The organism is Gracilimonas mengyeensis (assembly GCF_900182705.1).
Taxonomy (GTDB): domain Bacteria; phylum Bacteroidota; class Rhodothermia; order Balneolales; family Balneolaceae; genus Gracilimonas; species Gracilimonas mengyeensis.
In genome coordinates this window covers 23,906-48,489 of record NZ_FXTP01000017.1, presented here as the reverse complement: position 1 = coordinate 48,489, position 24,584 = coordinate 23,906, and the positions used below count along the sequence as shown (strand labels likewise).

Sequence of the window (24,584 nt, the reverse complement as noted above, 5' to 3'; positions counted from 1 at the left end):
TGGATTCAAAATTTAAGATTAAAATGAAGGATTAATTTTGAATGATGAATGTTGAGTTTTGAATTGAAAGTTTGCCTTATGCAATAGCTTCGCCAAGGTTTCACTAACCACTAACCACTTTATATTCTTTGGTTTGATAGTATTTTGGGGTGGAATCGATGCGAACGTGCAGCCAGTACACCCCAAGGCCAGAGGTGCTGAGCCACTTTGGATTATCGCTGATATGAGCCTCCATTTCTTTTCCTACTAATTGCCAGAATTCGAGTATTTGTTCTTCCGGAGCTTTTCGTACAAAATTTCCAATTTGGGTATAGTCGCTGTGTGCTGACACAGGGCAGGGGGCTACCAATTGGGCATCACCGCCCAGGTTCGTAAATGATACAGCATTCTTGTTTTCCCGGAAGTGAGACCGGAAGGTTTGGGTGTCAGGAGAAACCCGTGCAAGCAAATCACTTTCAACAAGGTTGCATTCGTAGTCCTCAGTCAGGTTATGTTGGGTCATCGGCTTGTTTTCCCAAAAGAAAGCTTCAAAAGGGCAATCGGCCAGGAATCCGTTATACCATTCTACAAACGCCGGTTTCCCTTTCAATAGTTTTAAACACTGCTTATTTGATATAGTTTGTCCATCTTCCTGTATTTTAAACTTCAGATGCTCACTATCTTTTTCAAGCTTCTTAACTCCCCACATATTCCAAATAACTAATAACTATTCACTGACAATCCGTTTGTACTCTTCTTCCAGAGGCATATGTATCGACCAAAATCCTTTGGGTTTACGACCTTCCAGCACATCAACCAAAATACCGAGGTGAGTATGCCAGCCGGCGCCCACTCCGGAAAGGGTGTCCAGATCATCACCTAATCGTCGGTGCGTTAAACGTAACAAAACCTTGCCATCTTTTTTAGGGATGAGTTCAAAGGTTACTTCTGAGTCTTCGCCTTCATCCTCGTCCCAGGTATAACTGAGTTTTTTGGGAGGATTCCATTCGGTAACACGTCCCTCTGAGGAGGAGCCATCTTCCATGTCTTCATATTTTTTGGGGATAGGATCATCCTCTCCTGATAGATTTTTATGCTGAAACCGGAATTCTACCTTGCCACCCGTTTCAGGCTGTACATCACCGGCGCAAAACCATTTGGCCTTTAATTCAGATTTGGTGAGGTAATCCCAAATCCGCTCTGCAGGTCCTGGAAGTAATCGTTCAAATTGAACCGTGCCCGGTTCAGTAAATATGCCGTATTGTTTGTTCATGGTGTTCCTCATGGTTTATTTATGTAAATAATGTATCTTAAATGAGTTAATAAAAAGCTATTTCAATATGGACTACAGAGAAATAATAACCATAGAGCCGGGCAAGAGGAGCGGTAAACCATGTATTCGTGGAATGCGAATTACCGTGTATGATGTTCTTGGATACTTGGCCTCCGGGATGTCCACCGACGAAATTATCAGCGATTTTCCGGAACTCAACAAAGAAGACATTAAAGCCTGTCTCGATTATGCTTCCGATACAGAAAAGCATACCCGCCTGCTTCGTTCGGCATGAAGTTTCTGATTGATAATAATGTGTCATATAAGCTAATTGAGAAATTAGAATCCCAATCTATTGCGGCGGTTCATGTTAAGGATGCCTTATCTGTATATGCAATGGACCAGGATATTTGGGATCACGCTTTATCAAACGATTTGGTAATCCTCACGAAAGACAGTGATTTTGATGAACTGAGCCAATTATATGGTTGCCCACCTAAAGTAGTCCATCTGTTGTGTGGAAATAATAGCACGGAATTTATCTTTCAGTTAATTTCACATTACAAAGATGATATCATCGATTTTGTAGCGAATGATCATGAAAATTGTTTGTTAAAATTAACGGGTTAATTCAATCCTCTTCCAACAAAGCTGCTTCCAACGCATCCAGCTTATCATTCCAGAATTTTCGGTAACGGTACGCCCAGGCAATCACTTCCTGTAGCTTTTGGGTATTGGCACGGCAGTATCGCTTGCGGCCTTCTTTCCGGATGACCACCAAACCACATTCATTCAATATTTTTATATGTTTAGATACAGCTGGTCTGCTCATATCAAACCGCTCGGCTACTTCATTCACCGGCAACGATTGTCCGGCAAGTACATCAATAATTTCTCTTCGTGTTGGGTCGGCAATGGCCTGGAAAACATCTTGTGACATAAAATCAAACTAATAGGTAACTGTTTGGTTACTAATATATATGTAACTTTTTAGTTACGCAAATTAATCTTGAAGTAAGCTGGGTGTACTACATTTGTTTAAACAAATTTTGTTTTCATCTTATTAAGCCGTACCATCAAGTCATGAGAATTGAAGAAGTCGTAAAACAACAAAATTTTAAGAATCCACAGCAAAAGGCTTGGATCAATCTGGTCTATACCTATAACCAGCTCACAGACCAGGTAAATCAAGCGTTTAAGAAGTTTGATATTACCAGTCAGCAGTATAATGTGTTGCGGATTTTACGGGGCAGAAAGGGGGAGCCGGCTCTTTGCGGAGAAGTAAAAGAGGTAATGCTTGCCAAAAATCCGGATGTAACCCGCTTAAGCGACCGGCTTATAAAAAAGGGATTAATTGAGCGATCGGTAAATGAGCAGAACCGGCGGGAGGTTCAACTGACCATCACTAAAGAGGGTCTTGAGCTTCTGGATGAGATCGATCCCGAATTAGATAAACAGAATCAATTTTTGAAGAATTTATCAGATTCGGAAGCCGAACAGCTTTCAAATTTGATGGACAAACTTAGAAGCTAAAAAAATTTACACACACATTCGTTTAAACAAATATAGTCACAACAAAAATAAATTATTATGAAAAAAGACACAGAGGTATCCCTATTTGAAGCTTTTGAAACGAAAAATCTAAAACTAAAAAATCGCATCGCTATGGCGCCCATGACCCGTTCCAGGGCTATTGGGTCCATCCCCAATGATCTGATGGCAGAATACTATAGCCAGCGTTCGTCGGCGGGTTTGATTATCACGGAAGGCACTTCACCTTCTCCAAATGGACTTGGCTATCCAAGGATTCCGGGCATCTATACAAAGGAGCAGGTTGAGGGATGGAAGAAAATCACTCATGCCGCTCACGAAAAAGGCGCTAAAATATTTATACAGTTTATGCACACAGGGCGCATTGCTCATCCCGCCAATTTTGCCCACGAAGGCAAAGTCCTTGGTCCCTCGGCCGTACAGGCAGATTCAGACATGTGGACGGATGAATCAGGCATGCAATCCATTCCAGAACCCGAAGCTATGACGGAAGACGACCTGAAAAAAACCATCGCAGAATTTTCACAGGCAGCCAAAGATGCCGTTACAGCCGGCTTTGATGGCGTTGAACTTCACGGGGCAAGTGGCTATCTGTTGGAGCAATTCCTGAATCCTCATGTGAATGTTCGCACCGATCAGTATGGAGGAAGTATTGAAAACCGAATCCGTTTTGTACTGGAAGTGGCAGAATCCGTTGCCAACGCGATTGGGGCTGAAAAAACCGGCATCAGGCTTTCACCATTCAACACCTTTAATGATATGCCGGCCTATGAAGAAACGCCCGAAACATATACCAAGCTGGTAGAAGGACTTAATAAACTTGATCTTGCCTATATTCATTTGGTTGAGGGTTTTGCACGTGATCACAAAAAAGGTCCGGGATTGTTAAATGTGCTTAGTGAAAAGTTTGATAACCTGGTAATTGTGAATGGGGGCTACGACCGGGAGTCTGCCGAGAAAGCACTTAAAGAAGGAAGAGCTGATCTTGTTGCATTCGGAGCGCCCTTTATCTCAAATCCTGATTTACCGCGTCGTCTTCAGGAGAATATTCCGCTTGCGGAAGCAGATAAAAGCACATTTTATTCTGCCGATGAAAAAGGATACACAGATTACGCTTTTTCGAAAAATTAAGACTAAAGAGATTTGTATGTGTAGGTTCCAATACCCATTTTCGTGTGGAACAAATCACGCGAATTTATGCGGTACATAGCCGATCTGCACGTACACTCTCATTATTCCCGGGCTACCAGCAAGGACTTAAACCTCGAGTCGCTCTACCAATGGGCGAAGATCAAGGGAATCAATGTGGTGGGCACCGGTGATTTTACACACCCGGCCTGGTTTGCCGAGCTGAAAGAAAAGCTGCAACCGGATGGGAACGGTTTTTTTGTGTTAAAGGAGCCGCCGGCCGATCCGGCTATCCCTGGTATCAAAACGCGGGATATTGACGTACGCTTTTGCCTGACTACGGAAATCAGCTCCATCTACAAACATGGCGACCGCGTTCGGAAAAATCACAACCTGGTATATGCTCCTGATTTGGATACAGTGGCCCGCATCAATCACAAGCTGGCATCCATCGGGAACCTGGAAGCCGATGGACGACCGATTTTGGGTTTGCCTTCCCGGGATTTGCTGGAAATCGTACTGGAGACCTCGGAGCGGGCGCACCTGATTCCTGCTCATGTTTGGACACCCTGGTTTTCAACCCTCGGCTCCAAAGCAGGTACGACAGCATTGATGCCTGTTTCCGGGATTTATCGGAGCATATTTTCGCGCTGGAAACCGGGCTTTCCTCCGATCCTCCTATGAACGGAAAAGTGAGTGACCTGGACCGCTTTGTACTTATTTCCAATTCGGATGCACATTCGCCTTCCAAGCTGGGCAGGGAAGCCAACTTGCTGAATACGGAGCTTTCCTATGATGCCATGTTTGAAGCCTTCCGTACCGGTGAAGGTCTGACATCTACCTACGAATTTTATCCTGAGGAGGGGAAATATCACCACGACGGCCACAGAAAATGTGGGATTTCACTGGAACCCAAAGAGACCCGGAAGTACAATAATATTTGTCCTGAGTGCGGCAAACCGCTGACTGTGGGCGTGTTGAGCCGGGTGGAGGAACTTGCTGACCGGGAAGAGACAGCAAAGAAATCGGGTTTTGAATATATCATTCCGTTGCCGGAGGTGTTGGGAGAGATTGAGGGCGTGGGGCCCAAGACCAAAACCGTACGCGGGGAATTTCAAAAAGTGATTTCAACATTTGGAAACGAGTTTGATTTGATGCGGGAAATTCCGGTTGAGGAAATTGAAGGGAAGGGCGGACCGGTGCTGGCTGAGGCCATCCGACACATCAGGGAAAACGAAGTATTCCGAAATCCGGGATATGACGGCGTATTTGGTGAAATCAAAGTATTTAAGGACGGAGAAATTGATCGTATACGGGGACAGATGGGGTTCTTCGGCCTGGATGAATACGTGGTGGAAAAGGAAACGAAAGTGGCCAAGCCGGAGCCTTCCCATCAGCTGGAAAAGGAAGCAACATCACCCCAAAGCACTGGCTTGAATGAAGAACAGCAAAAAGTATGCGAAGCGCAAGAAGGTGCTACACTGGTAAAGGCAGGCCCCGGTACCGGCAAGACTCATACGCTGGTGGAATGGCTGACCGGGCAGGCAGAATCCGGCCGTAAAGAACCGGATGAAATACTGGCGGTAACTTTTACCAATAAAGCTGCTGCGGAATTACAGGAACGGTTGAGCAAAAGAATTGGGCGACAGGCCCGAAGAATTACAGCTGGTACTTTCCATGCGCTTTGCTGGAAATGGTTGCGGGAGGTTAGTCCGGAACTGCAAACTATTTATGATGCTTCCGCCCGGAAAATGAGCCTTCGAATGCTGTTCCCCGAAATGGACCACGCAGAGCTAAGGGATTTGAATGAGCAGTTGGTCCAATATTTGGAACTGGATACACCGGTGGACAGGGAAACCAAGCAGAAAATCTGCCGCTATCGGGATTACTGTGAGGAGCAGGGTGCGGTTGATCTTTCCGGGGTGATCCGTTCTATGGTGGAGCTTTTGGAGGATGAGCCGGGATGGTTGCAAAAATTTCGGAGTTGGTACAAGGTGTTTGCGGTAGATGAATTCCAGGATATCAATCCGATGCAGTATAAGCTGGTTCAGCTGTTGGCCGGTGGACAAGATGTGCTTGCCATTGGCGATCCGGACCAGGCGATTTATGGATTCCGCGGTTCTGATGTCCGCCAGTTTTTCCAGTTCACCAAAGATTTTGAAGCCCGTGAAATTGCCCTCAAAAGAAATTACCGGTCGACGGGCAAGGTACTGGAAGCCGCCGGAGCACTCATCCGTAAAAACATCCTGACCAGCGGTATATCTTTGGTACCGAATAAGCCGGAAGGAATACGAATTCAGGTTTTTGAAGCGGAAAATCCTTTTAAAGAAGCGGATTACATTTTGGATCAAATAGCAAAATATGTGGGCGGCATTGAAAGCATGTCATCCGGCAAATACACCGATTCAGGCTATGATTTTGGGCTGAGTGACATTGCCATCTTATTCAGAACCCATACCATCGGGGATGCGCTCTTCAAGGCCTTGGTTAAAGCCGGCATTCCTGTACATTATGGAGATGGCTCCTCCTTTTTTGCCGAGGCTCCTTTTACAAAAGTCTCCAACCTGCTTAAGCTGGTGTTGAAACCTGCCAATCATTTGCTGCTAAGTACGGTGATGGAAGAAAACTACGAATGGAGCCGTTCCGAAGTAGAATCTTTGGTAACTGCTCTTAATGATCAAAAAGCTACACTTTTCGGCAATGATGCGCTTGCGTCTATCTCCATAAAACGAAAAGGCGAGCTGGAAGACCTGCGATCCATTTGTCAGTTAGTGAAGAAGAAGCTTGAAGAAAACCAACTGGCTGCTGCTGTGGAGGTGATTTGTAGGCATTTTTTGCCTGATGAAGAGTTATCTGAATCGGATCAGCTGAAAAAGGAAACCCTGCTTGACCTGGCCGAAGAAACGGAGGGGGATGCCGAAGACTTTCTGCAGCAGATGCAGCTCAATCCTTACACAGATGCCGGACGATTGAAATCCGAAGCTGTGCAGTTGTTGACTTTCCATGCAGCCAAAGGACTCGAATTCCCCATAGTTTTTATTGCCGGAGCCGAAGAAGGCATCACGCCTTTAGATCGTGACAGTATCGATTTGGAAGAAGAACGGCGGCTGTTTTACGTAGCAATGACCCGCGCCGAAGAGGAGTTACAAATCACCGGAAGTAAAGAGCGGGTACGTTTTGGGGAGCTGTTGACACAGGAAGCCTCACGCTTTATAGCGGAGCTTCCGGATATGTTGATGGACAGGGTACGATCGGGTGCAAAGAAATCCTACAACCAGTCAGAGAATGAGCAGTTGGGGCTTTTTTAGATATTAGGGTTGGTGTTGTTCAGCTTATCAAGGTACCGATATTGTATTTTTGGAAATAAAGAGTTACTGTTTTCCAAACTTTAAAGCCACTGGAGAGAAGGTCTCGGCCCAAAATTTAATCCTATGCCCGGTAATCAAAGCAATTCTTACATAGAGCAGCATCTCCCGCCAATGGATGAATTGCTGAAACTTGCTGCAAAATATTCCCGCCGGGAAAGTGAGGCAGAGGATTTAGTGCAAGATCTTCTGCTTGAAACAGTACAAACGGAAAGAAATATTTCTGATGAGAATTACATGCCTTGGGCGCATGGCTTTCTTCGAAATCATGCAGCTTTTATCGCACGTTCAGAAGGTCGCAGACGAAAGCGTGAAAGAACGAGTCAAAATAGTGGGAGTGAACCGTCGCATGAAAGGGTACAATTTCCAGCTGTTTTTATTGATGAATTAAGCGCGTCACTACAGAGAACTGCCCGGCTCATAAATTGTGCCTTAAACAAAAAGGAAATTATGTATCTGCTGGATATTACCGACACGGCTTTCCGGCAACGGCTTACCGCATTGCGAAAACAATGGGACTTGTATGCAGAAAAGAATGAGGTCGGTCTTGAAATCAGGACTGAATCTGAAGCCGACAATCATTTAGATATTGGTTTACTGCGGCGTTCGCTTCGCAATTCCTTTCACGGTGATCCCGCTAAAGTCATAGGCAGTTTTGATCCGGATGGAAATCTTTTGGTTTTTCGTTCAAAATCTGCTCACAAAACAAAAGCCAGTGGCAACAGTAAGGGTGAAGCAAAGACATAAAGCGCCCTGATGTTAATTCATCACGTTTTTGTGTTCATTATCACAAAACTCTAAATCAACAAAAAGATGAAAATAAAATTCAATGATTTCGCTGTTGTATTATACGTAAAGGATATCAACCGTACCGAGCAGTTTTACAAGAATATAATTGGTATTGATGTCCAGCGTCAGCCCAGTGACCATGAAGGAGAGTGGCTGCTTGCGGTTTTGGAAAATGGGGTTCAGTTGATCTTCTTCGAAGGAGAAGAACAGATCGGGAGGTCTCCGGTAGTAGTTTTTGGCCTTGAAGAAGGCTATATCGACGATGTGGTGGATGGGTTATCGAAAGAAGGGGTGAATATCGTCACACCGGTTACTGAAGCTCCAGGAGGATGGACGGCCGACTTTCAAGATCCAGATGGACATCCGCTTTCACTATATCAGGAAGAGGCATTGCCGAGACGGAAATTGTAAGTAGAAAAGTATGTACTCCCACTCGTTGCGAAGGCTTATCTTCGCAGCGCAGTGTTGGAGGTAGTTCTAAGGGAATGCATTCTATCTTTAACCACATCGGACATCCCTCTGCTTGAAAGCCGGGGCTTTCAAGCGGTCTCCCTTCAAAGGGAGAATTCTCGAATAGAATGGCCAAAATAGTATCTAACTTAGATGCTAAAATTCATTTATAGATTATCAAAAGAGAAATTCCCTCTTCGAAGAGGGGCCGAAAATGAGCTCGCTCATTTTCAGGGGGATGTGAGATGTTGGAAAGGGCATCCATACTTAAGTACGTCAAAATCTTACCAACAAATCGTCCCAATATCCGGCATTTCATATATCCTCACTTCAAAAATCACCATTGTAGAAGAACAAATAAAAAACTATTATGGTTACACAACCTGATGTGTAAATCTATGTGTGAGGTGAATAAAATGGCTACAAATTTAGATATTGATAACAAGCTAATTGTTAAGGCGCAAGAGATAGGGAAGCATAAGACCAAAAAAGAAACGGTAACAAGTGCACTGAAAGAGTATATCGAGAAAAGAGAGCAGCAAAAGATTACCGAGCTTTTTGGAGAGATTGAATATGATGAATCGTACTCCTACAAAGAACACCGCTCCTGAAAATGAAAGTATTGGTAGATACTTCTGTATGGTCTGTTGCACTACGGCATAGCATCTCAAGCAAAAATTCTGAGCAAATAAAAGCACAGCTTACTTCACTTGTTGAAGATGGTCGGGTTGCTATCATTGGACCAATCAGGCAAGAACTATTATCAGGTATCAAAAGCAGCAAACAGTTCGAGGTTTTAAAGAAACGGCTGGAACCATTCAAGGATATCCCTATCGAAACTGAAGATTACGAGCTGGCCGCAGAATTTTTTAACCGGTGCCGGGTTAAAGGAATTCAGGGTTCTCACATCGATTTTTTGATTTGCGCAGTTTCTTATAGAAGAGAGTTGCCTTTATTTACTACGGATAAAGATTTTGATCAGTATGGAAAACATATTGAATTGAAAATGTTTACCGGCCTAGGCTAAGAACATTCAATCTATCTCAAATCCACCATCGCACATCCCTCTGTTTGAAAGCCAAGGCTTTCAAACGGTCTCCCTTCAAAGGGAGATTTATCATATAATCCATTCTAAAATACTGTCAAGTTCAGATGCTAAAACTATATCTGTGCTAGCCAAAAGAGAAATCCCTCTTCGAAGAGGGACCGTAAATGAGCAAGCTCATTTACAGGGGGATGTGAGATGTAATTAGGAGCATTGATGTCCAATTTCATGCACACCGGCCAGTAGCTACGCCTCAAATTCATACCAAATTCCCGAACTCATTAAAACCGCATCAGTAAATTTCTCTCGTTATTAGTTTGTTTTCATTTTGGAATCACCATTGAAACATTAGCTGGATGATGGTCTTTAAATAAGGAAGAAAGTTCATTTGCTACCGCTCATTTATTAAGAAAATACGTCCAGTAGAATTACATTCGATAAGACAAAAAAATATACGCTGGCATTAGCTGCGGGATTTGTACTCCTCTGGAATTCGGGGTTCATTGGGGCAGAATATGGACTTCCATATACGGGGCCTTTTACACTGGTTTTTTGGAGATACATGGCTCTGACGCTGCTTCTGGTAATTTTTTTGGTGATAAAAAATCGTCTCCGCTGGGTTGGCTGGCGTGTAGCATTTTTCAATATGCTTATCGGGCTGTTGGCACACGGGGTATGGCTAACCTGCGTGCTTTTTGCTCTGGATAACAACGTGCCGGCAGGTATTATAGCTTTGGTTGTTGCCTTGCAGCCAATGGCTACAGGAGCCCTTGCTGGATTGGTTACTGGTGAGCGAACAAACATTTTTCAATGGATAGGATTGATTCTTGGATTTTCCGGGATTTTGGTGACTGTAGGGTTCAGAATTGACTTTGGGAGTTACCAGTCCGTGTTTGGCTACCTGATTCCCTTACTGTCTGTGGCAGGAATCACCATTGCCAGTTTGATTCAACGCCGGGCGGATATTTACGATAAGGGCGAGAAATTGCCGCTTGATCTAACTCTTTTCTATCAAAGCCTGGCAACTACAGTTGTGGTATTTTTTCCTGCCGTATTTGTCGAGAATTTATATACGGAATGGGAACCGGTATTTATTTATACAATGATCTGGCTGATCCTCGCGGTGTCACTGGGAGCTTATGGCCTGATGTGGTTACTTATAGAACGTCTGGAAACCACGAAAGTAGCCAGCCTGTTTTATCTCGGTCCGCCGGTCACCATGCTCATGGCCTGGCTGGCATTTGGTGATACCATAAAATGGATGGATATCACTGGCCTCGCTATTGTTTTAGTTGGGGTGATATTTACGCAATTCAATAATTCAAAGACGAAGATTGCTAACTCATAGTTTAAAAGTGTTGGTTTGATCATTACCTAAGACCGCTTTTATGTAGTGGACCAAAGAAGACCATTGCTTCTTGAATCCACCATCGCACATCCCTCTGCTTGAAAGCCAGGGCTTTCAAGCGGTCTCCCTTCAAAGGGAGAATTCTCAATTTATCGATTTGATATGGTCAAGATCTGATCTTTAAATACATTTCTGAATTGCCAGAGAGAAAATCCCTCTTTGAAGAGGGACCGGAAATTACCTTGGTAATTTACAGGGGGATGTGAGATGCCAAAATGCGCAATGCCGTTGTCAGGGTTCCGTAACTCAATCTTCTCAACCAAATACCAAATCAATTAGTCATTAAGCCTCCAAGCCGTTATTTTCAGCTCTCCTAAGTTTTCGGAACACTTCAATATATGATCTAAACCAATCCTATGAGTCGCATTCCCGGTGCTGACAAAGCGCCGCTTTTCCAGCTGTTGCAATACATGAAACCCTTCCGGGGAAAAGTTCGTCTGGCCACGCTTTTCTCCGTACTGAATAAACTTTTTGATTTGGCTCCGCCTATACTCATCGGGGCGGCCGTGGATATTGTGGTGCAGGGTGAGGAGAGCCTGATTGCCAGCCTTGGCATCAAGGATCCTTTCACACAGCTATTGTGGCTGGCAGGTATCACCGTGGTGGTGTGGGTGTTTGAGTCGGTGTTTCAATACCTGTTTGAGGTGTACTGGCGAGACCTGGCGCAGTTCACCCAAGACAGCCTTCGCAAAGATACTTACCGTAACATGCAGCAACAGGAGCTGGCCTATTTTGAAGACCGCTCCTCCGGCGATCTTATTGCCATCCTCAACGACGATATCAACCAGCTGGAGCGTTTTCTGGACCATGGGGCCAACGATTTGATACAGGTGTTTATCACCGTTACTGTGATTGGTTCCATTTTTATGTTTTCTGCCCCGGAAATTGGGTGGATGGCCCTGGTGCCCATGCCGTTTATCATATGGGGATCGGTATGGTTTCAGAAAAAGCTGGCACCACGCTACAGCCTGGTTCGCAATAAAGCAGGGGAGCTTAGCTCACAGCTAGTCAATAACCTTGGCGGCATGGCTACCATCAAAAGCTTTGGCACGCAGGAGTATGAGAACGAACGTATCGGTCGGCTTTCCGACAACTACAAGAAAGCCAACCAGCGGGTGATTCGCCTCAGTTCAGCTTTTGTGCCGTTGATTCGTATGCTCATTTTGTCTGGATTTATTGGGATTTTGATTTTTGCCGGTTTCAAAACGCTGGAAGGCGGGATGGAAGTGGGTTTATACAGCGTGCTGATATTTGTCACACAGCGACTGCTGTGGCCGCTAACCCGCCTCGGTGAAACCTTTGATTTATACCAGCGGGCCATGGCCAGTACCAAACGAGTGATGAGTCTGCTGAAGACCACCGAGCACCTTCCCGACGGCGATCAGCCACTTCCTGCCGATAAGGTGGAAGGAGAATACCAGTTTGAAGATGTAGACTTTGAATACCGTACGGGCGGACCTGTGTTGAAGAAATTAAATCTCGAAATAAAATCCGGTCAGACGGTAGGCATTGTAGGTGCGACCGGGGCGGGGAAAAGCAGCCTCATCAAACTGTTGATGCGGTTTTACGATGTAACCGGCGGACGTATTTTGCTGGATGGAAGAGATTTGAGGGAATATAAGCTCAATGATTTGGTGAGTGCGGCCGGATTGGTCAGCCAGGATGTGTTCCTGTTTCACGGCACGGTGACCGAGAATATCCGCTATGGCAGTTTTGATGCCAGCCGGGAAGAGATAGAACGAGCAGCAAAACTGGCCGAAGCCCACGACTTCATCATGGGTTTACCAGACGGATACAAAACGGTGGTAGGCGAGCGGGGACAAAAACTCTCGGGCGGACAGCGCCAGCGCATTTCCCTGGCCCGTGCCATCCTCAAAGACCCACCCATCCTGATTTTGGATGAAGCTACCTCGGCCGTTGACAACGAGACGGAAGCAGCTATCCAGCGTTCGCTTTTCAAAATTGCCAAAGATCGAACCACTGTTATCATTGCCCACCGGCTTTCTACCGTGCGTAATGCAGACAATATTTTTGTTTTAGAAGATGGAGAACTGGCTGAATCTGGTACTCATAATGAGTTGGTGGACCGGGAGAGGCTTTATCATCAGCTATGGATGGTTCAATCGGGAGAAGTTAAGGTGTGATTCTACAGTATAGAGTTAGCAGAGATCAGTAAATCAGTGTATTTTTTTTTATGTGTTTTTAGCTCTCACTTCTCATAAAAGTATCAGCAGATAACTGTGATAGTTGTGATCTGTATGATGTACTGTGATGTTTTTTTATTACATCAAACACAAAAAACTACGCTTCAACCCCTTCAGCCAGGGGCAATTCGATATAGAAGGTGGAACCTTCGCCCGGGGTACTTTCGCACCAAACTTTGCCGTTCATGGCGTCCATCATTTTTTTAACGATGTAGAGCCCAAGGCCGGTGGAGCCTTCGCCTTCGGTGGGATCAGGAGAGAGGCGCTTAAATTTTTGGAAGAGCTGCTTTTGTTCGTCTTCACTTAAACCGGGGCCTTCGTCAATTACGGCAATGCGGAGGAATTCCGTGCATTGTTCACTTCGAATCCAAACCCGGCTTCCTTTGGGGGAATATTTGACGGCATTTGAAAGCACGTTTTCCATTACTTCCTGGAAAATGGAGGAATCAGCAATAGCAGGCAGGCACTCAGAATGGAGTTCCTCGATGAGGGAAATATTTTTCCACTTGGCGCGATATTCATAATGTTCTAACACCTGCTTTAACTCGGGATAGAGATTGATTGGTTCAACCTCTGCCATTTTTTTTCCAGATTCTATGGCATTCACATCCAGGAACTGTTTAATTAGGTCCAGCATACGGTAAGCAGAAATATGAATAAAGCGGGCGTGTTCGCGAATTTCTTCAGGCGGGCAATCGGGATCTTTTATCAACTCTGAAAATCCAAGAATGCCGCTTAAAGGGGTCTTTAAATCATGGGCGGCAATATGAAGGTATTCACTTTTTTCTTCACTCAGTTCTTCCAGTCTTTTGTTCTTTTCCTGCAATTCTCTTTCGTGTTTTTTGCTGGCGCGGAAGCGGGTATAAAGCAACATCAGGATAATTAATAAAGCTGTAGAACCCCCGATCAGGCTGTTTCTAAACAATTTTGCACGGGCAAGGTCGGCTTCCTTTATTTTTTGTTCTTTATTCAACAGCTCAATTTTTTGCTCCATCTCGGTAGTTTGGTATCGAGCCCTCATCTCTTCAAAGGCTTCAACCTGATTCTGTTGGTTTAAAGAATCCTGCAAATTGGTATATCGGCGAAGATAGTTGAGGGCTGCTCCAGGATTTGATTGGGCTTCCTCTACCTTGCTTAAAAATTGTAAGGCTTCAGCCTGGTGGTCTAAGCGTCCGGTATTGCTGGAGGTCTCGAGAGATCTTTGGCCGTAATACTCAGCTTGATCGTAATCATTTAAATTATAAAAAATACGTGCAGCATAGAGTTGGGTAGCTGATATATTAACCTGGTCCCCAATTTCTTCTTGTATTTGAAGAGCAGTTTCTATGTAGTTAAGTGCAAATTCATATTGCTGTTGATCAATGTAAACTTTTCCTAGATTCTGGTAGGTAGAAGCGAGGCCATGCTTGTCATTGATTCTTCTGCGCTGCTCCATGGCTTTTTCAAGGTAAACCAAAGCAGAATCATGTTGGTTTAAGTGCCGGTATGCCACCCCGATATTGTGATCCATCATGGCAATATGCCCAGGACTTCCCTGCTTGCTTATAATTGTTCTGGCTTCTTTGAAATATTCGATGGTTTGCTCATGATGACCCTGGCTGCTATGAATAATTCCAATATTGGCTTTAACCTGGGCTTGTTCCATTGGGCTTCCGTGAATTTTCATCAGGGAATCAGACAGAAGGTAATAACGAAGGGCTTCATTGTTGTTTCCAAGCCGGTTATATCCGATGCCGATGTAACTGTACAATGCCGAGAGGTAATCACCACGGTTCAGTTGCTTAAAAATCTGTTCAGCTTCAAAGGAATGCTTTAGCCCATCCATAAAATCACCTTGTATGACATTATGAGCACCCAAGGCCATTTTACCAATTCCCATACCCAGGTGGTTTTCTAAACTATCTGCTAAATGGATGGCTTGCTGGGCATATTGAGCAGCTTTTGCAGAATCTCTCCGTAGATTTAGAAGGGAAAGTTGATAATATGTTGTATAGAGAGAAGAGTCGGCATGCGGTAACTGTTTCAAGGAATCCAAACGCTGAAGCAAAAGACTATCAGAACGTTGCTGAGCCTGCACAACATATAATGAACCCACAATACCGAAGAGCAGAATTAGTAAAAAAGTAGATTTTTTATAATGCAAGTTATTCCACTTTGTGTTTGCAGGTAGTTAAAAAATGATCCTGCATAAGATAATCTTGAAACAGATTAATAAGTGTGTACAGGGATAATATTATCGCCCGAAAAGATTAAAATCTTAAGTGTGCTGATTTAATTTTATAATCTTAATAAGTCCTTCTGGCTATAGTAATAAAGTAGTTTGTAATACCCAGTTTTCTCAATCTAGCCAACCAAAATGTACACAATTTTATCATATCCATGAAAGTTCTGTTTTAGGCCTTTTAGAAGTGCCAACTATCCAGCGTGAAATAACATCCTGTATTAATTTAAAACAGAAACTGTAGCTGGTTGTGCTCAGTTATTTAACTTTATGATAAAATCGGGAGTCATAGGGTTTCCTTCAAAAAACTTCCGATCCACACCGCGGGTTAAAGCCCAGCGATCAATCCAGGAAATCCCCCAGTCACCATATCGTGTAAATTCCGTTTGATAAGCCGGATCTTTGAGAACTTCAGTCTGAGAGATAAAATGATATCCATAATCTTTAAAAACACGGATTAAGTCATCCAGGTAATGAGCGTTTAACAGACTGGCATGTACAAGCAGCGTTTGGGCGATTTTTCGATCAAACAACTTTTGGGATGAGGTTTCATAAAAGTCCAGTTTTGTGGTCATATAATCTACATAGGCGCTTCCGATTTTTTTCATGAGCTCTGTGTTTTCGTTTTCAAATGCCTCATGGTACGCTTTGGCGAAAAGGTAGTCCGTATTGTCGATAGTTACTGGTGCTTCCGTATAGCCATGTTGAAGCAAAAAATCTCGCAGTGAATCGGCATGAGCCTCAGAGAGCCCATGTCGTAAATAAGGATGGCGGAAATAGTGGTAGGGGCTGCCGTATTTTTGAGAAAGCCCTTTGCTAATTTTTTCTCCTTTAATGATGTCATCAGTAAAGTCATCAAAAGATACTTTGTGATAGTTTCTATGGGAATAGGTATGATTGCCCAACTCATATCCACTCTGCAGCCAAATTTCAAGCAGCTGTAGCTGATTGGAATCAATGTGGCCTTCTTCATATAGTTTATATTCATTCACATACCCTATAGCCGGTACATCGTATTCATCAAAGGTTTGAACAAGTTCTTGTATGACCTGCCGGTGAAAATCGGGATCATTGTTGCCATAAGATACGACGGGTAAGTCATCGACCGTAATACACATGGTTTTTTCCTGACCTTGTGCATTAAACCATATCAGTGCCAGGAGGAGGGCAAAAAGACTTTTCACTATTATTTATTTGTTTTGATAATTCTGAGAAATACCGGAATCGATCCGATACTAAATTAATATGCTGATTGTTAGGTAAAATAATAAAATACTTGCCGTTTCTGCTAAAACAATAATAAAGCCTAAGAGGCAGCAATGAGTGTGAAGTAAGCTATATAAAAAAAGCCCCTGCAATTTGTTGCAGGGGCTCGGTGGTTTATTAGTATGAAGAGACTAACTAACCTAACGTGACATTTATTTGATCAATGTCATTTTCTTGGTTTGTACTACATCGCCGGCTTTCAGCATGTAGAAGTACATGCCACTGCTTAAGTTGGTGGCGTCAAATCTTACGGTGTATTCACCGGCTTGTTGACGGGCTCCATTAACTACGGTGGCAACTTTTTGTCCCAATACATCAAACACTTCTAACTGAACTTCAGCAGTTTTAGATAACTGGTAGCTGATAGTAGTTGTTGGGTTGAAGGGATTGGGATAGTTCTGATGCAAGGTGATTTGTCGTGGCAATTCATTGTTGCCAGGTACTTCATCTGTACTCGTTGTCATCCAATCGTCTTTCTCAGCGGGGAACCAGTTTAGGTCTCCGGCAGGGAAGCCATCTTCGCCACCATTGTAGGCTGGGGAAGAGGTAGAGTAGGAAGCATCAAAATCATTCATGTAGTAGGTAATCGGACGTCGGTCCATATCGTGAACAGCCGGATCCCAAACGTCATTGGGGGTATCTTTGGTTTTTTCGGCTACGTCCACATAGTAGTCCATCAGGCCAATCATCAGATCGGGGATGTTGGTCATGTCCGGGGCGTCAATCATAGAGAATGCAGCATCTGCATCATCGCCCAATTGCTCACGGATGAAGTCGGAAAGAGGCTGGCCCACGGTGATTTCTTCGTGCTTGTCTAACCAAGCTTGTCCTTCGTCCGATACGGCATAGAAGTTATTGCTAACCATATATTCCACATCGGTATCAGGAGCTCCGAAGATCCACGACATTCTGTTGTTTCCGTTTTCGTAGGTATCGCCAACGTTGCCCCATTCGGCAGATCGGGTTTCATCGGTAGAGTCTTCCCCGGCAGCAAAACCATCCACAAACAGGTTGTTGGTGATGATGATCTCGTCGCCCAGGTTCCCTAAGGATAGCACGCCATGGAAGCCCATGCCGTTTACAAAGGTGTTGTGGTCGATTTCACCATAGATGATATCTCCGGTTCCTTCGGTTGGGTTGCCATAGTTGTAGTGGCGAATAGGACGATCTTGGTAGTTAACGAAAGTGTTGTTTCTCAAGATCAGTTCGTCAATTACAGACTCCCTGAGGTCAATTCCTTTACCGGCGCCAAAGTTCGAAGTAGACAACGCGCCTAAGTTAGCGTATATGTTATCTTCTGAATGCACTAGGGCGGCGTTGCTGTTCACGCGCAGAATTTGACCGGCTACGTTAGAGAAGATGTTATTCTTCATGATAAACCGAGCGCCTTCACTGTCGTTGCGGAATAAACCACCCTGCACGGTGTAGAGTTGCTCATATTCAGATTCATCGTCAGAGAAACCTGGTTCGTAGTACCCGGAAATGGCAAGTCCTTCCACGGTAAGATGGCCGTCATAAACACGAGCCAGGTATCCAGGTGGGTTCTGAGGATCATCACCTGCGCCTGTAGGGAATTGGTAAACAACCGCCTTTTCATCAGGATTGGTAGCACGGATATGCAGGTGAGAACCGCCTCTTACTTCTATCTGTGCATCATTCAGGTAAATTTCACCGGATTGTAGTTCATAGACTCTTCCTTCCGGAATAGCACTGCCGGAAAGCGTATCAGCAAAAATCTGATCAGCCAATGATTCCTGGTTCACGTTGTATGGATCTAATACCAATACGTCTTCTTGTGGCTCTCCAGAACCTGACATCCATTCTTCTTTCTCAGCGGGGAACCAGTTAAGGTCACCGGCAGGGAATCCGTCTTCGCCGCCGCTGTAGGCTGGGGAAGAGGTAGAGTAAGAGGCGTCAAAATCGCTGAGATAGTAGGTGATCGGACGACGGTCCATATCATGAACGGCCGGATCCCAAACATCATTAGGAGTGTCTTTGGTCTTATCAGCTACATCCACATAGTAATCCATCAAGCCAATCATCAGATCGGGGATGTTAGTCATGTCGGGAGCATCAATCATCGCAAAGGCTGCATCAGCATCATCGCCCAGCTGCTCACGGATAAAGTCGGAGAGGGGCTGTCCCACGGTGATTTCTGCATGTGAATCTAACCAGGCTTGTCCTTCATCAGAAACAGCGTAGAAATTATTGCTAATCATGTACTCAACGTCGGTGTCAGGAGCTCCGAAGATCCATGACATTTTGTTGTTACCATTTTCATAGGTATTGCCTACGTTGCCCCATTCGGCAGAACGGGTTTCATCAGTAGAATCTTCGCCGGCTGCAAAGGCGTCTACAAACAGGTTGTTGGTGATGATCATCTCTTCACCCAGGTTTCCTAAGGATAACACGCCATGGAAACCCATACCGTTTACAAAGGTATTGTGATCGATTTCTCCGTAAATAATGTCACCGGTACCTTCGGTCGGGTTGCCCCAGTTGTAGTGACGAATAGGACGATCCTGGTAATTCACAAAGGTGTTGTTTCTCAGTATTAATGAATCAATGACAGATTCCCTGAGGTCAATACCTTTACCAGCACCAAAGTTAGAGGTAGACAGTGCGCCTAAGTTGGCATATACATTATCTTCTGAATGAATTAATGTAGCATTACTGTTTACACGCAGAATTTGACCGGCCACGTTAGAGAAGGTGTTATTCTTCATGATAAAACGTGCGCCTTCACTGTCGTTGCGGAATAAACCGCCCTGCACAGTGTATAACTGATCGTATTCGGTCTCATCGTCAGAGAAGCCCGGTTCGTAGTACCCGGAAATGGCGAGTCCTTCCACGGTCAGATTACCATCATACACACGGGCTAAATAGCCTGGTGGGTTTTGAGGATCATCACCGGTACCGGTAGGGAACTGGTATACGATCGCTTTTTCACTGGGATTGGTGGCACGGATGTGTAAGTGAGAACCGCCTCTGACTTCTATCTGTGCGTCATTCAGGTAAATTTCCCCCGATTGAAGTTCATAAACTCGTCCTTCCGGAATGGCGCTGCCTTCAAGAGTATCAGCAAAAATCTGATCTGCTAATGATTCCTGATTAACATTGTACGGGTCCAATACCAGTACATTTTCGTCTTGGGCAAGAGCATGGCTCGTAAGTAGAAAGCATGCTGCTAAAAGCATACCCACAAACCTGAAGTATTTGTATCTATATGATATCATAATTGATACCTCCTATTTATTATTTGTTTCTGTTTGTATTAGAGAAAATCCTCTAAATTATTGTGTTTATTAAAGATCTATCCTGACTCCAAAATCAAAGGTCATTCCGTAAAATTCTGTCGAGGTTGGTACTTTGTAACCGGCACGTCGGTTATGGCGAATATTCTCTTCTTTCATACTTGTGATATTGTTGAAATTGGCCATTACCGTTAGATAATCTGTGAACTTATAATTCAAAGTCACGTCCACTTTGGTATACGCTCCTGAGAGCGGGTCATTGGTCCCTCTTGGAGAAAATGAGCGATAGTATTCAGCTTGGTGGAAGAGGGATACCCGGCCCGAAAATCCGCCGATGTCATATCCCAGAGAAATATTTCCAAATAATTCAGGTTGGTTTTCCATCTCCTGTGTGTAGATAATTGGAACTGGATTGTAACGTGGCAACTCCCCAAGAATAGGATCCTCTACATAGGTTGTATCAGTTCTTTGGCCTCTTAATGTAGTTTCTGAATTCACAAGCGAGACATTATAATTCAGTACGATATTTCGTAACAATCCTGGCAACCAGGAAAAGTTAATTTGATGGTCAATTTCTATCCCTCTTACAAAGGAAGGATCCGGTGAGTTATAGGGTACATATAAGCGGTAACCAGCCGTGTGGGGAGATTCGATATCTAAACCGAGCTCTTCAAGAATTACATTGTCTTTGGTGGATAGCCCGTTTAGCATGTGATACATATCATCGATCTGCTTGTAAAAGGCAGAGATGGTGAACAAGCCAATCTTATTCCCGTGGAATGCCGTGCTTAATTCAAAGTTCCATGCTTTGGATGTTTTAAGGATGGGGTTACCGGTAATAAAAATCCTGTCACCGCCTGTTTCAGAATCTCTCCAGGCAAAAAAGGATAGTAACCGCATATTATAATCCGGGCGGGCTAAGGCTCTGTAACCAGCCAGCCTCACATTCATAAAATCGGTGGTTTTGATATTTAAATGCAGATGGGGGAGAAAGATGGTTTCGGAATAGGTTGAAGAAGTATCTCTTGTAACCCCTTGTTCTGGTATAGGAAATCCACCGATTTGTCTTGGAGAGTATTTGTTTTCGTAATCATGATTCTCTTGCTCCATTCGAACTCCGGCAATAGCTGTAACCCGTTGTCCAAACTTAAAGGTGTTCATGAGATAGGCGGCTGAAACGGTCTCCGTTATATCATAAGTATTGGCTTCTGAGGAAGGATCATCATAATACTCAGGTTGCGTGCCATTTTGGTTCACCCCATCGATATTAAGGTTGTACCACTGGCGGAAACGATCTCTGCTGATTAAGGGATTCATCTTCCAGTCGTCAAGAATAAACTTGGAATCAGGATTTGAAGCCAGGAAGCTGCTGAAAGAGATTTGACGGAATGCCGGATTTTCTTGAAAACTTTCATAAAAATCCTCGAAATAGGTGCCACTGAAATCTTTATCTACAATAGTCCCATCATCCAGTTGTTCATAAGCTCTCCAGAAACCAAGCCGGTAGGGAGCAAATTTCCGTAAGCTGGTATTCTGGCGGCTTTGTGATCTGAACTTGGCACCACCTTTAATTTCTGCTGTAACAGCATCTCCAATGTTATACTGAGTTTTAAGATCAATGTAGGCAGAAAGCTCTCCCTGACTATTGTCCTGGCTGTATTCGTAGCCTTCGTCTATGGTTGCAGCCCGAAAATTATTCCGTGCATATGAAATCAACTGTTCTGGGTCACTTTCTATCCGGGGGACATTTTCCATCCCATTCGCTTCTTTGAAAGTCAGCTCGTAATCGAAGGGAGTTTTAGATTCAGAGCGTGTATATGATGCTCCCCAGTTAGCATCCATCCCCAGAAAATAATTTTCTCCAATAATGGAATTGGTCAGAATCGAAATCTCTTGCTCGGTTTCTCTGTAAGAATAGAATACATCCCGGGTTGATGCTGGATAGTCCCTGTTATGATTTAAGTAATCTCTTTTGGTGAAGCTGTAGGAGGTAGATAGTTTTATGTTTCCATTATCAGCCGTATTAACATCTACAATACCACCGAATCCATTACGGGTTCTTATTTCGTCGGTAAAACGCAGATTAGCACCACTTATATAGTATTCGTCTTCATTATCTGTATCGGTTGAATAAGAAATAGAACTACGTTCGTTGCTTCGGATCTTTCGTTCTAAGTTTCCATTGATTTGTAAACCGACGAGATCATCAAAAAAGCGCTCCCCGTACTTGCCGCTAAATTCATATTGACTGGCAGAATTCATGATTTCGTTATAGCTGCCTTTTGCTATCACCCTAAACATACGTTCAGAGGGTGCCTGCCGTGTTACCAGGTTAATGGACCCGGCAATGGCATCACCGTCTTTATCCGGAGTAATAGATTTAAAGAGTTCAATACCCGCGAGAGAGTTTTGAGAAATAGCACTCAGGTCAATTCCACGGCCTAAGGCATCCGTAGCTGGTAAACGAACGCCATCTACTGTAACCGTTAAATACTTATCGCTCAATCCACGCAACATAACTTTATTGGCCTCGCCTCCGGAACGCTGGATGGAAACCCCCGATAGCCGGCCTATTGATTCTGCGGCGTTTGCATCAGGCAGTTCCTGGATTTTTTCTTCTGAAATGACATTTACTATAGCATCGGAAGCTTTTTGCTGGTTGATGGCAGCTATTTGTCCTCTTGCCTGGGCGGTGATGTTAATTTCCTCACCTTCAATAGAAGCAGCCAGCAGCTCTACATTCAAAGTAATTACGGTATCTTCCGTTACGGTCAGGTCAATAACTTTAGATTCATAACCGATATATGACACACGTAACTGGATATCGCCGGTGGGCACTCTTCTAATAGTATATTCACCTTCTATATTGGTAGCGGTTCCAAGTGAAGTTCCAATAATAAATACACTGGCGCCCACTAAGGTTTCTTCGCTAAGCTGGTCGGTGACGACACCTTCGATAGTACCTTGAGCATAAAGTAAATGATTTGATAATGTTAGGCATAGAAAGAGAAATATGTATTTCATAAAAAGCTGCTTTGGTTTCATTAGGTGTGAACTTTTATCCCGAATAAAATCATACCCTTGGTTACTAAGATTAGTAACCGGTAACTCTAATCCACTAATTAATTACGATTTTTTACTTAACCGATAACTTAACTTGCGCAAAAAAACGATGTCTGTCAAGAAAAATCTAATAAAGAACTCAGATTTCGTGCTTCATTGAAAAGTGGAGTAGGAAGTATTGAGGCTTTGGTAAATCACACTTTCCTGTTAATCATTTATTTATAGTAGGATAGAGGGGTTTTTGTGGATGACTTATCTCTACGAAAAAAGCACATAAAAAGTGGAAGCGCTTTGTCTCAGGTAAAGTGTAACGGGAGACTAAACTTGTTAAATCAAACTCAATGCATATCTGAAGAAAAATGCTGTGCGCAAGAGTGCATGATATATTTGTTGTAGATGAGATGGGAGGCAGATTTATCTTACGAGGAGAACCAAAATATAGGGAGACCTCAATGTGGTCGGTAGTTATTCGAATATTTCAAAATTACCGGATTCTATCAGAGGGTAGGAGCTGTAATCCTGATCAAAGAGATAGCTTAAAGTCGGGATTTGTTCTCCCTGATAGTGAACCGGGATCGTCTTTCGTTTGAATTCCTGGGCGGCGTCAAATGTATTGCCAATGCCTTCATATTCATCCAAAACGGAAAAAAGTCGTTCTCTTTGACTGGTGATTTCAAAGAGGTCGCCATAAACCTTGTTATCTGATTCAGGTACGTAAACGGCTCCCGGATAAAAGCTTACCCTGAAAAGTTTGCCGGGAAAATGGGCTTTGCCCACGTGTTTTTGGGTGGAGTGTAAGAAACGGGCTGTCGGATTTTTACAGCCTATCTTGAGTGTGCCATATACAAATAGATGTACTGGATCAGATGCCATCACTATATTTGAGATTCAGGAATAGTTTGAAAGAAAAGGGAAAATAAGGAAGGCATCCATACTATTTGGAGATTTTATAGGCACATCTGCGTTTACCGCTTACGATATGTTCGGTGCGTTCTACCGTAACATCTTCTCCTAAAATTGCTTGGAAGGTTGCCAATTCCGCATCACAAAATCCCTGACAAACTTTAGCTGCCGAGCAAATAGGACAATGATTTTCGATAAAGATGAAATGATCATCAGTCTTATGGTATTCAGCCATATAACCGTCTTTAGAGCGTATCTCTGTAAGCTTGGAGACGCGATCTTCTAACTTCATGTCATCGGGTATTTGTTCCTCATACCGGCTGAGCATCTTATTCTGATGCTGTCCAATAATCCGCTTCAGTGCGTCTTCACCCAGGGTTTCCTGTACCATGTGAATGATATTTACCGTGAGTTCAGCATGTTTATTGGGAAAGCGGTCATGGCCTTTTTGTGTCAGGCTCCATATTTGTTTTGGGCGTCCGCGGCCTTCAATCTTGGTTTTGGCTTTTACCAACTCTTCCTTTTGAAGCTTAAGTAGATGGAAGCGGGCGCCTTCGTTGGTAATGTTCAGGTGATCCGCCATCTCAGAGATAGAAACCGGCCCCTGTTCCTTTAAAATACCTAACGCTTTTTCATTTTCGGGCAATGATATGTGCATGATCGGAAAAGCCTTTAAAATGTCCGA

The 24,584-nt window shown here is 43.9% G+C and carries 21 protein-coding genes; 12 read left to right on the top strand and 9 right to left on the bottom strand.

The window, feature by feature from the left end:
• Positions 1–103: 103 nt before the first annotated feature.
• Both FN815_RS16790 and FN815_RS16785 read right to left on the bottom strand, forming a co-directional pair.
• A complete protein-coding gene (locus FN815_RS16790; protein ID WP_142455892.1) occupies positions 104–688 on the bottom strand; it encodes a DUF6940 family protein in 585 nt (194 codons plus the stop codon).
• Between the two features lie 18 nt (positions 689–706).
• Positions 707–1,252 (bottom strand): SRPBCC family protein, encoded by a 546-nt coding sequence (locus FN815_RS16785; protein ID WP_221930347.1) that lies wholly within the window; start codon positions 1,250–1,252, stop codon positions 707–709.
• A gap of 67 nt (positions 1,253–1,319) precedes the next feature.
• Between FN815_RS16785 and FN815_RS16780 the strand changes: the two genes are divergently transcribed.
• Both FN815_RS16780 and FN815_RS16775 read left to right on the top strand, forming a co-directional pair.
• Positions 1,320–1,547 (top strand): DUF433 domain-containing protein, encoded by a 228-nt coding sequence (locus tag FN815_RS16780; protein ID WP_142455889.1) that lies wholly within the window; start codon positions 1,320–1,322, stop codon positions 1,545–1,547.
• Between the two features lie 20 nt (positions 1,548–1,567).
• Positions 1,568–1,882, top strand: a complete 315-nt coding sequence (locus FN815_RS16775) for a DUF5615 family PIN-like protein (RefSeq protein WP_142455888.1) — start codon at positions 1,568–1,570, stop codon at positions 1,880–1,882.
• Between the two features lies 1 nt (position 1,883).
• Here the strand turns inward: FN815_RS16775 and FN815_RS16770 are convergent, their stop codons facing one another.
• On the bottom strand, positions 1,884–2,192 hold the full coding sequence (locus tag FN815_RS16770; RefSeq protein ID WP_142455886.1) for an ArsR/SmtB family transcription factor: 309 nt from the start codon (positions 2,190–2,192) through the stop codon (positions 1,884–1,886).
• A 143-nt stretch (positions 2,193–2,335) separates the two neighbouring features.
• Between FN815_RS16770 and FN815_RS16765 the strand changes: the two genes are divergently transcribed.
• The 10 genes from FN815_RS16765 (at position 2,336) to FN815_RS16720 (ending at position 13,132) form a co-directional block, all read left to right on the top strand.
• A complete protein-coding gene (locus tag FN815_RS16765) occupies positions 2,336–2,785 on the top strand; it encodes a MarR family winged helix-turn-helix transcriptional regulator (protein WP_142455884.1) in 450 nt (149 codons plus the stop codon).
• A 57-nt stretch (positions 2,786–2,842) separates the two neighbouring features.
• Positions 2,843–3,934: an alkene reductase gene (locus tag FN815_RS16760; RefSeq protein ID WP_142455882.1), complete on the top strand. Its 1,092-nt coding sequence runs from the start codon at positions 2,843–2,845 to the stop codon at positions 3,932–3,934.
• A 66-nt stretch (positions 3,935–4,000) separates the two neighbouring features.
• Positions 4,001–4,615 carry an endonuclease Q family protein gene (locus FN815_RS16755; RefSeq protein ID WP_142455881.1) on the top strand — a complete coding sequence of 205 codons (615 nt, stop codon included), beginning with the start codon at positions 4,001–4,003 and terminating at the stop codon, positions 4,613–4,615.
• Entirely contained in the window at positions 4,612–7,239 is a 2,628-nt protein-coding gene (locus FN815_RS16750; protein ID WP_142455879.1) for a UvrD-helicase domain-containing protein, read from the top strand. Before FN815_RS16755 ends, FN815_RS16750 begins: the two co-directional genes overlap by 4 nt.
• A 123-nt stretch (positions 7,240–7,362) precedes the next feature.
• Complete coding sequence (locus FN815_RS16745) at positions 7,363–8,043, top strand: RNA polymerase sigma factor (RefSeq protein WP_142455878.1); 681 nt, start codon at positions 7,363–7,365, stop codon at positions 8,041–8,043.
• 66 nt (positions 8,044–8,109) lie between these two features.
• Complete coding sequence (locus FN815_RS16740) at positions 8,110–8,496, top strand: VOC family protein (protein WP_142455876.1); 387 nt, start codon at positions 8,110–8,112, stop codon at positions 8,494–8,496.
• 455 nt (positions 8,497–8,951) lie between these two features.
• Complete coding sequence (locus FN815_RS16735; protein ID WP_142455874.1) at positions 8,952–9,146, top strand: type II toxin-antitoxin system VapB family antitoxin; 195 nt, start codon at positions 8,952–8,954, stop codon at positions 9,144–9,146.
• A gap of 2 nt (positions 9,147–9,148) precedes the next feature.
• The gene (vapC, locus tag FN815_RS16730) at positions 9,149–9,562 is read left to right on the top strand and encodes a type II toxin-antitoxin system VapC family toxin (RefSeq protein ID WP_142455873.1); all 414 of its coding nucleotides are present in this window, start codon (positions 9,149–9,151) and stop codon (positions 9,560–9,562) included.
• 445 nt (positions 9,563–10,007) lie between these two features.
• On the top strand, positions 10,008–10,928 hold the full coding sequence (locus FN815_RS16725; protein ID WP_142455871.1) for an EamA family transporter: 921 nt from the start codon (positions 10,008–10,010) through the stop codon (positions 10,926–10,928).
• A 416-nt stretch (positions 10,929–11,344) separates the two neighbouring features.
• Positions 11,345–13,132, top strand: a complete 1,788-nt coding sequence (locus tag FN815_RS16720; protein WP_142455870.1) for an ABC transporter ATP-binding protein — start codon at positions 11,345–11,347, stop codon at positions 13,130–13,132.
• Between the two features lie 157 nt (positions 13,133–13,289).
• Here FN815_RS16720 and FN815_RS16715 read toward each other — a convergent pair whose 3' ends face one another.
• The 6 genes from FN815_RS16715 to FN815_RS16690 all read right to left on the bottom strand — a co-directional run bounded on the left by FN815_RS16715 (position 13,290) and on the right by FN815_RS16690 (position 24,557).
• Complete coding sequence (locus FN815_RS16715; protein ID WP_142455868.1) at positions 13,290–15,335, bottom strand: tetratricopeptide repeat-containing sensor histidine kinase; 2,046 nt, start codon at positions 15,333–15,335, stop codon at positions 13,290–13,292.
• Between the two features lie 332 nt (positions 15,336–15,667).
• A complete protein-coding gene (locus FN815_RS16710) occupies positions 15,668–16,597 on the bottom strand; it encodes a polysaccharide deacetylase family protein (RefSeq protein WP_142455866.1) in 930 nt (309 codons plus the stop codon).
• Positions 16,598–16,831: 234 nt separating this feature from the next.
• Positions 16,832–19,915 carry a T9SS type A sorting domain-containing protein gene (locus FN815_RS16705; protein ID WP_246075340.1) on the bottom strand — a complete coding sequence of 1,028 codons (3,084 nt, stop codon included), beginning with the start codon at positions 19,913–19,915 and terminating at the stop codon, positions 16,832–16,834.
• A gap of 69 nt (positions 19,916–19,984) precedes the next feature.
• Complete coding sequence (locus FN815_RS16700) at positions 19,985–22,957, bottom strand: TonB-dependent receptor (RefSeq protein ID WP_185957345.1); 2,973 nt, start codon at positions 22,955–22,957, stop codon at positions 19,985–19,987.
• A 504-nt stretch (positions 22,958–23,461) separates the two neighbouring features.
• Positions 23,462–23,869, bottom strand: coding sequence for a gamma-glutamylcyclotransferase family protein (locus FN815_RS16695; protein ID WP_142455863.1), 408 nt, complete (start codon positions 23,867–23,869; stop codon positions 23,462–23,464).
• A 61-nt stretch (positions 23,870–23,930) separates the two neighbouring features.
• Entirely contained in the window at positions 23,931–24,557 is a 627-nt protein-coding gene (locus FN815_RS16690; RefSeq protein ID WP_142455861.1) for a helix-turn-helix transcriptional regulator, read from the bottom strand.
• Positions 24,558–24,584 lie beyond the last annotated feature (27 nt).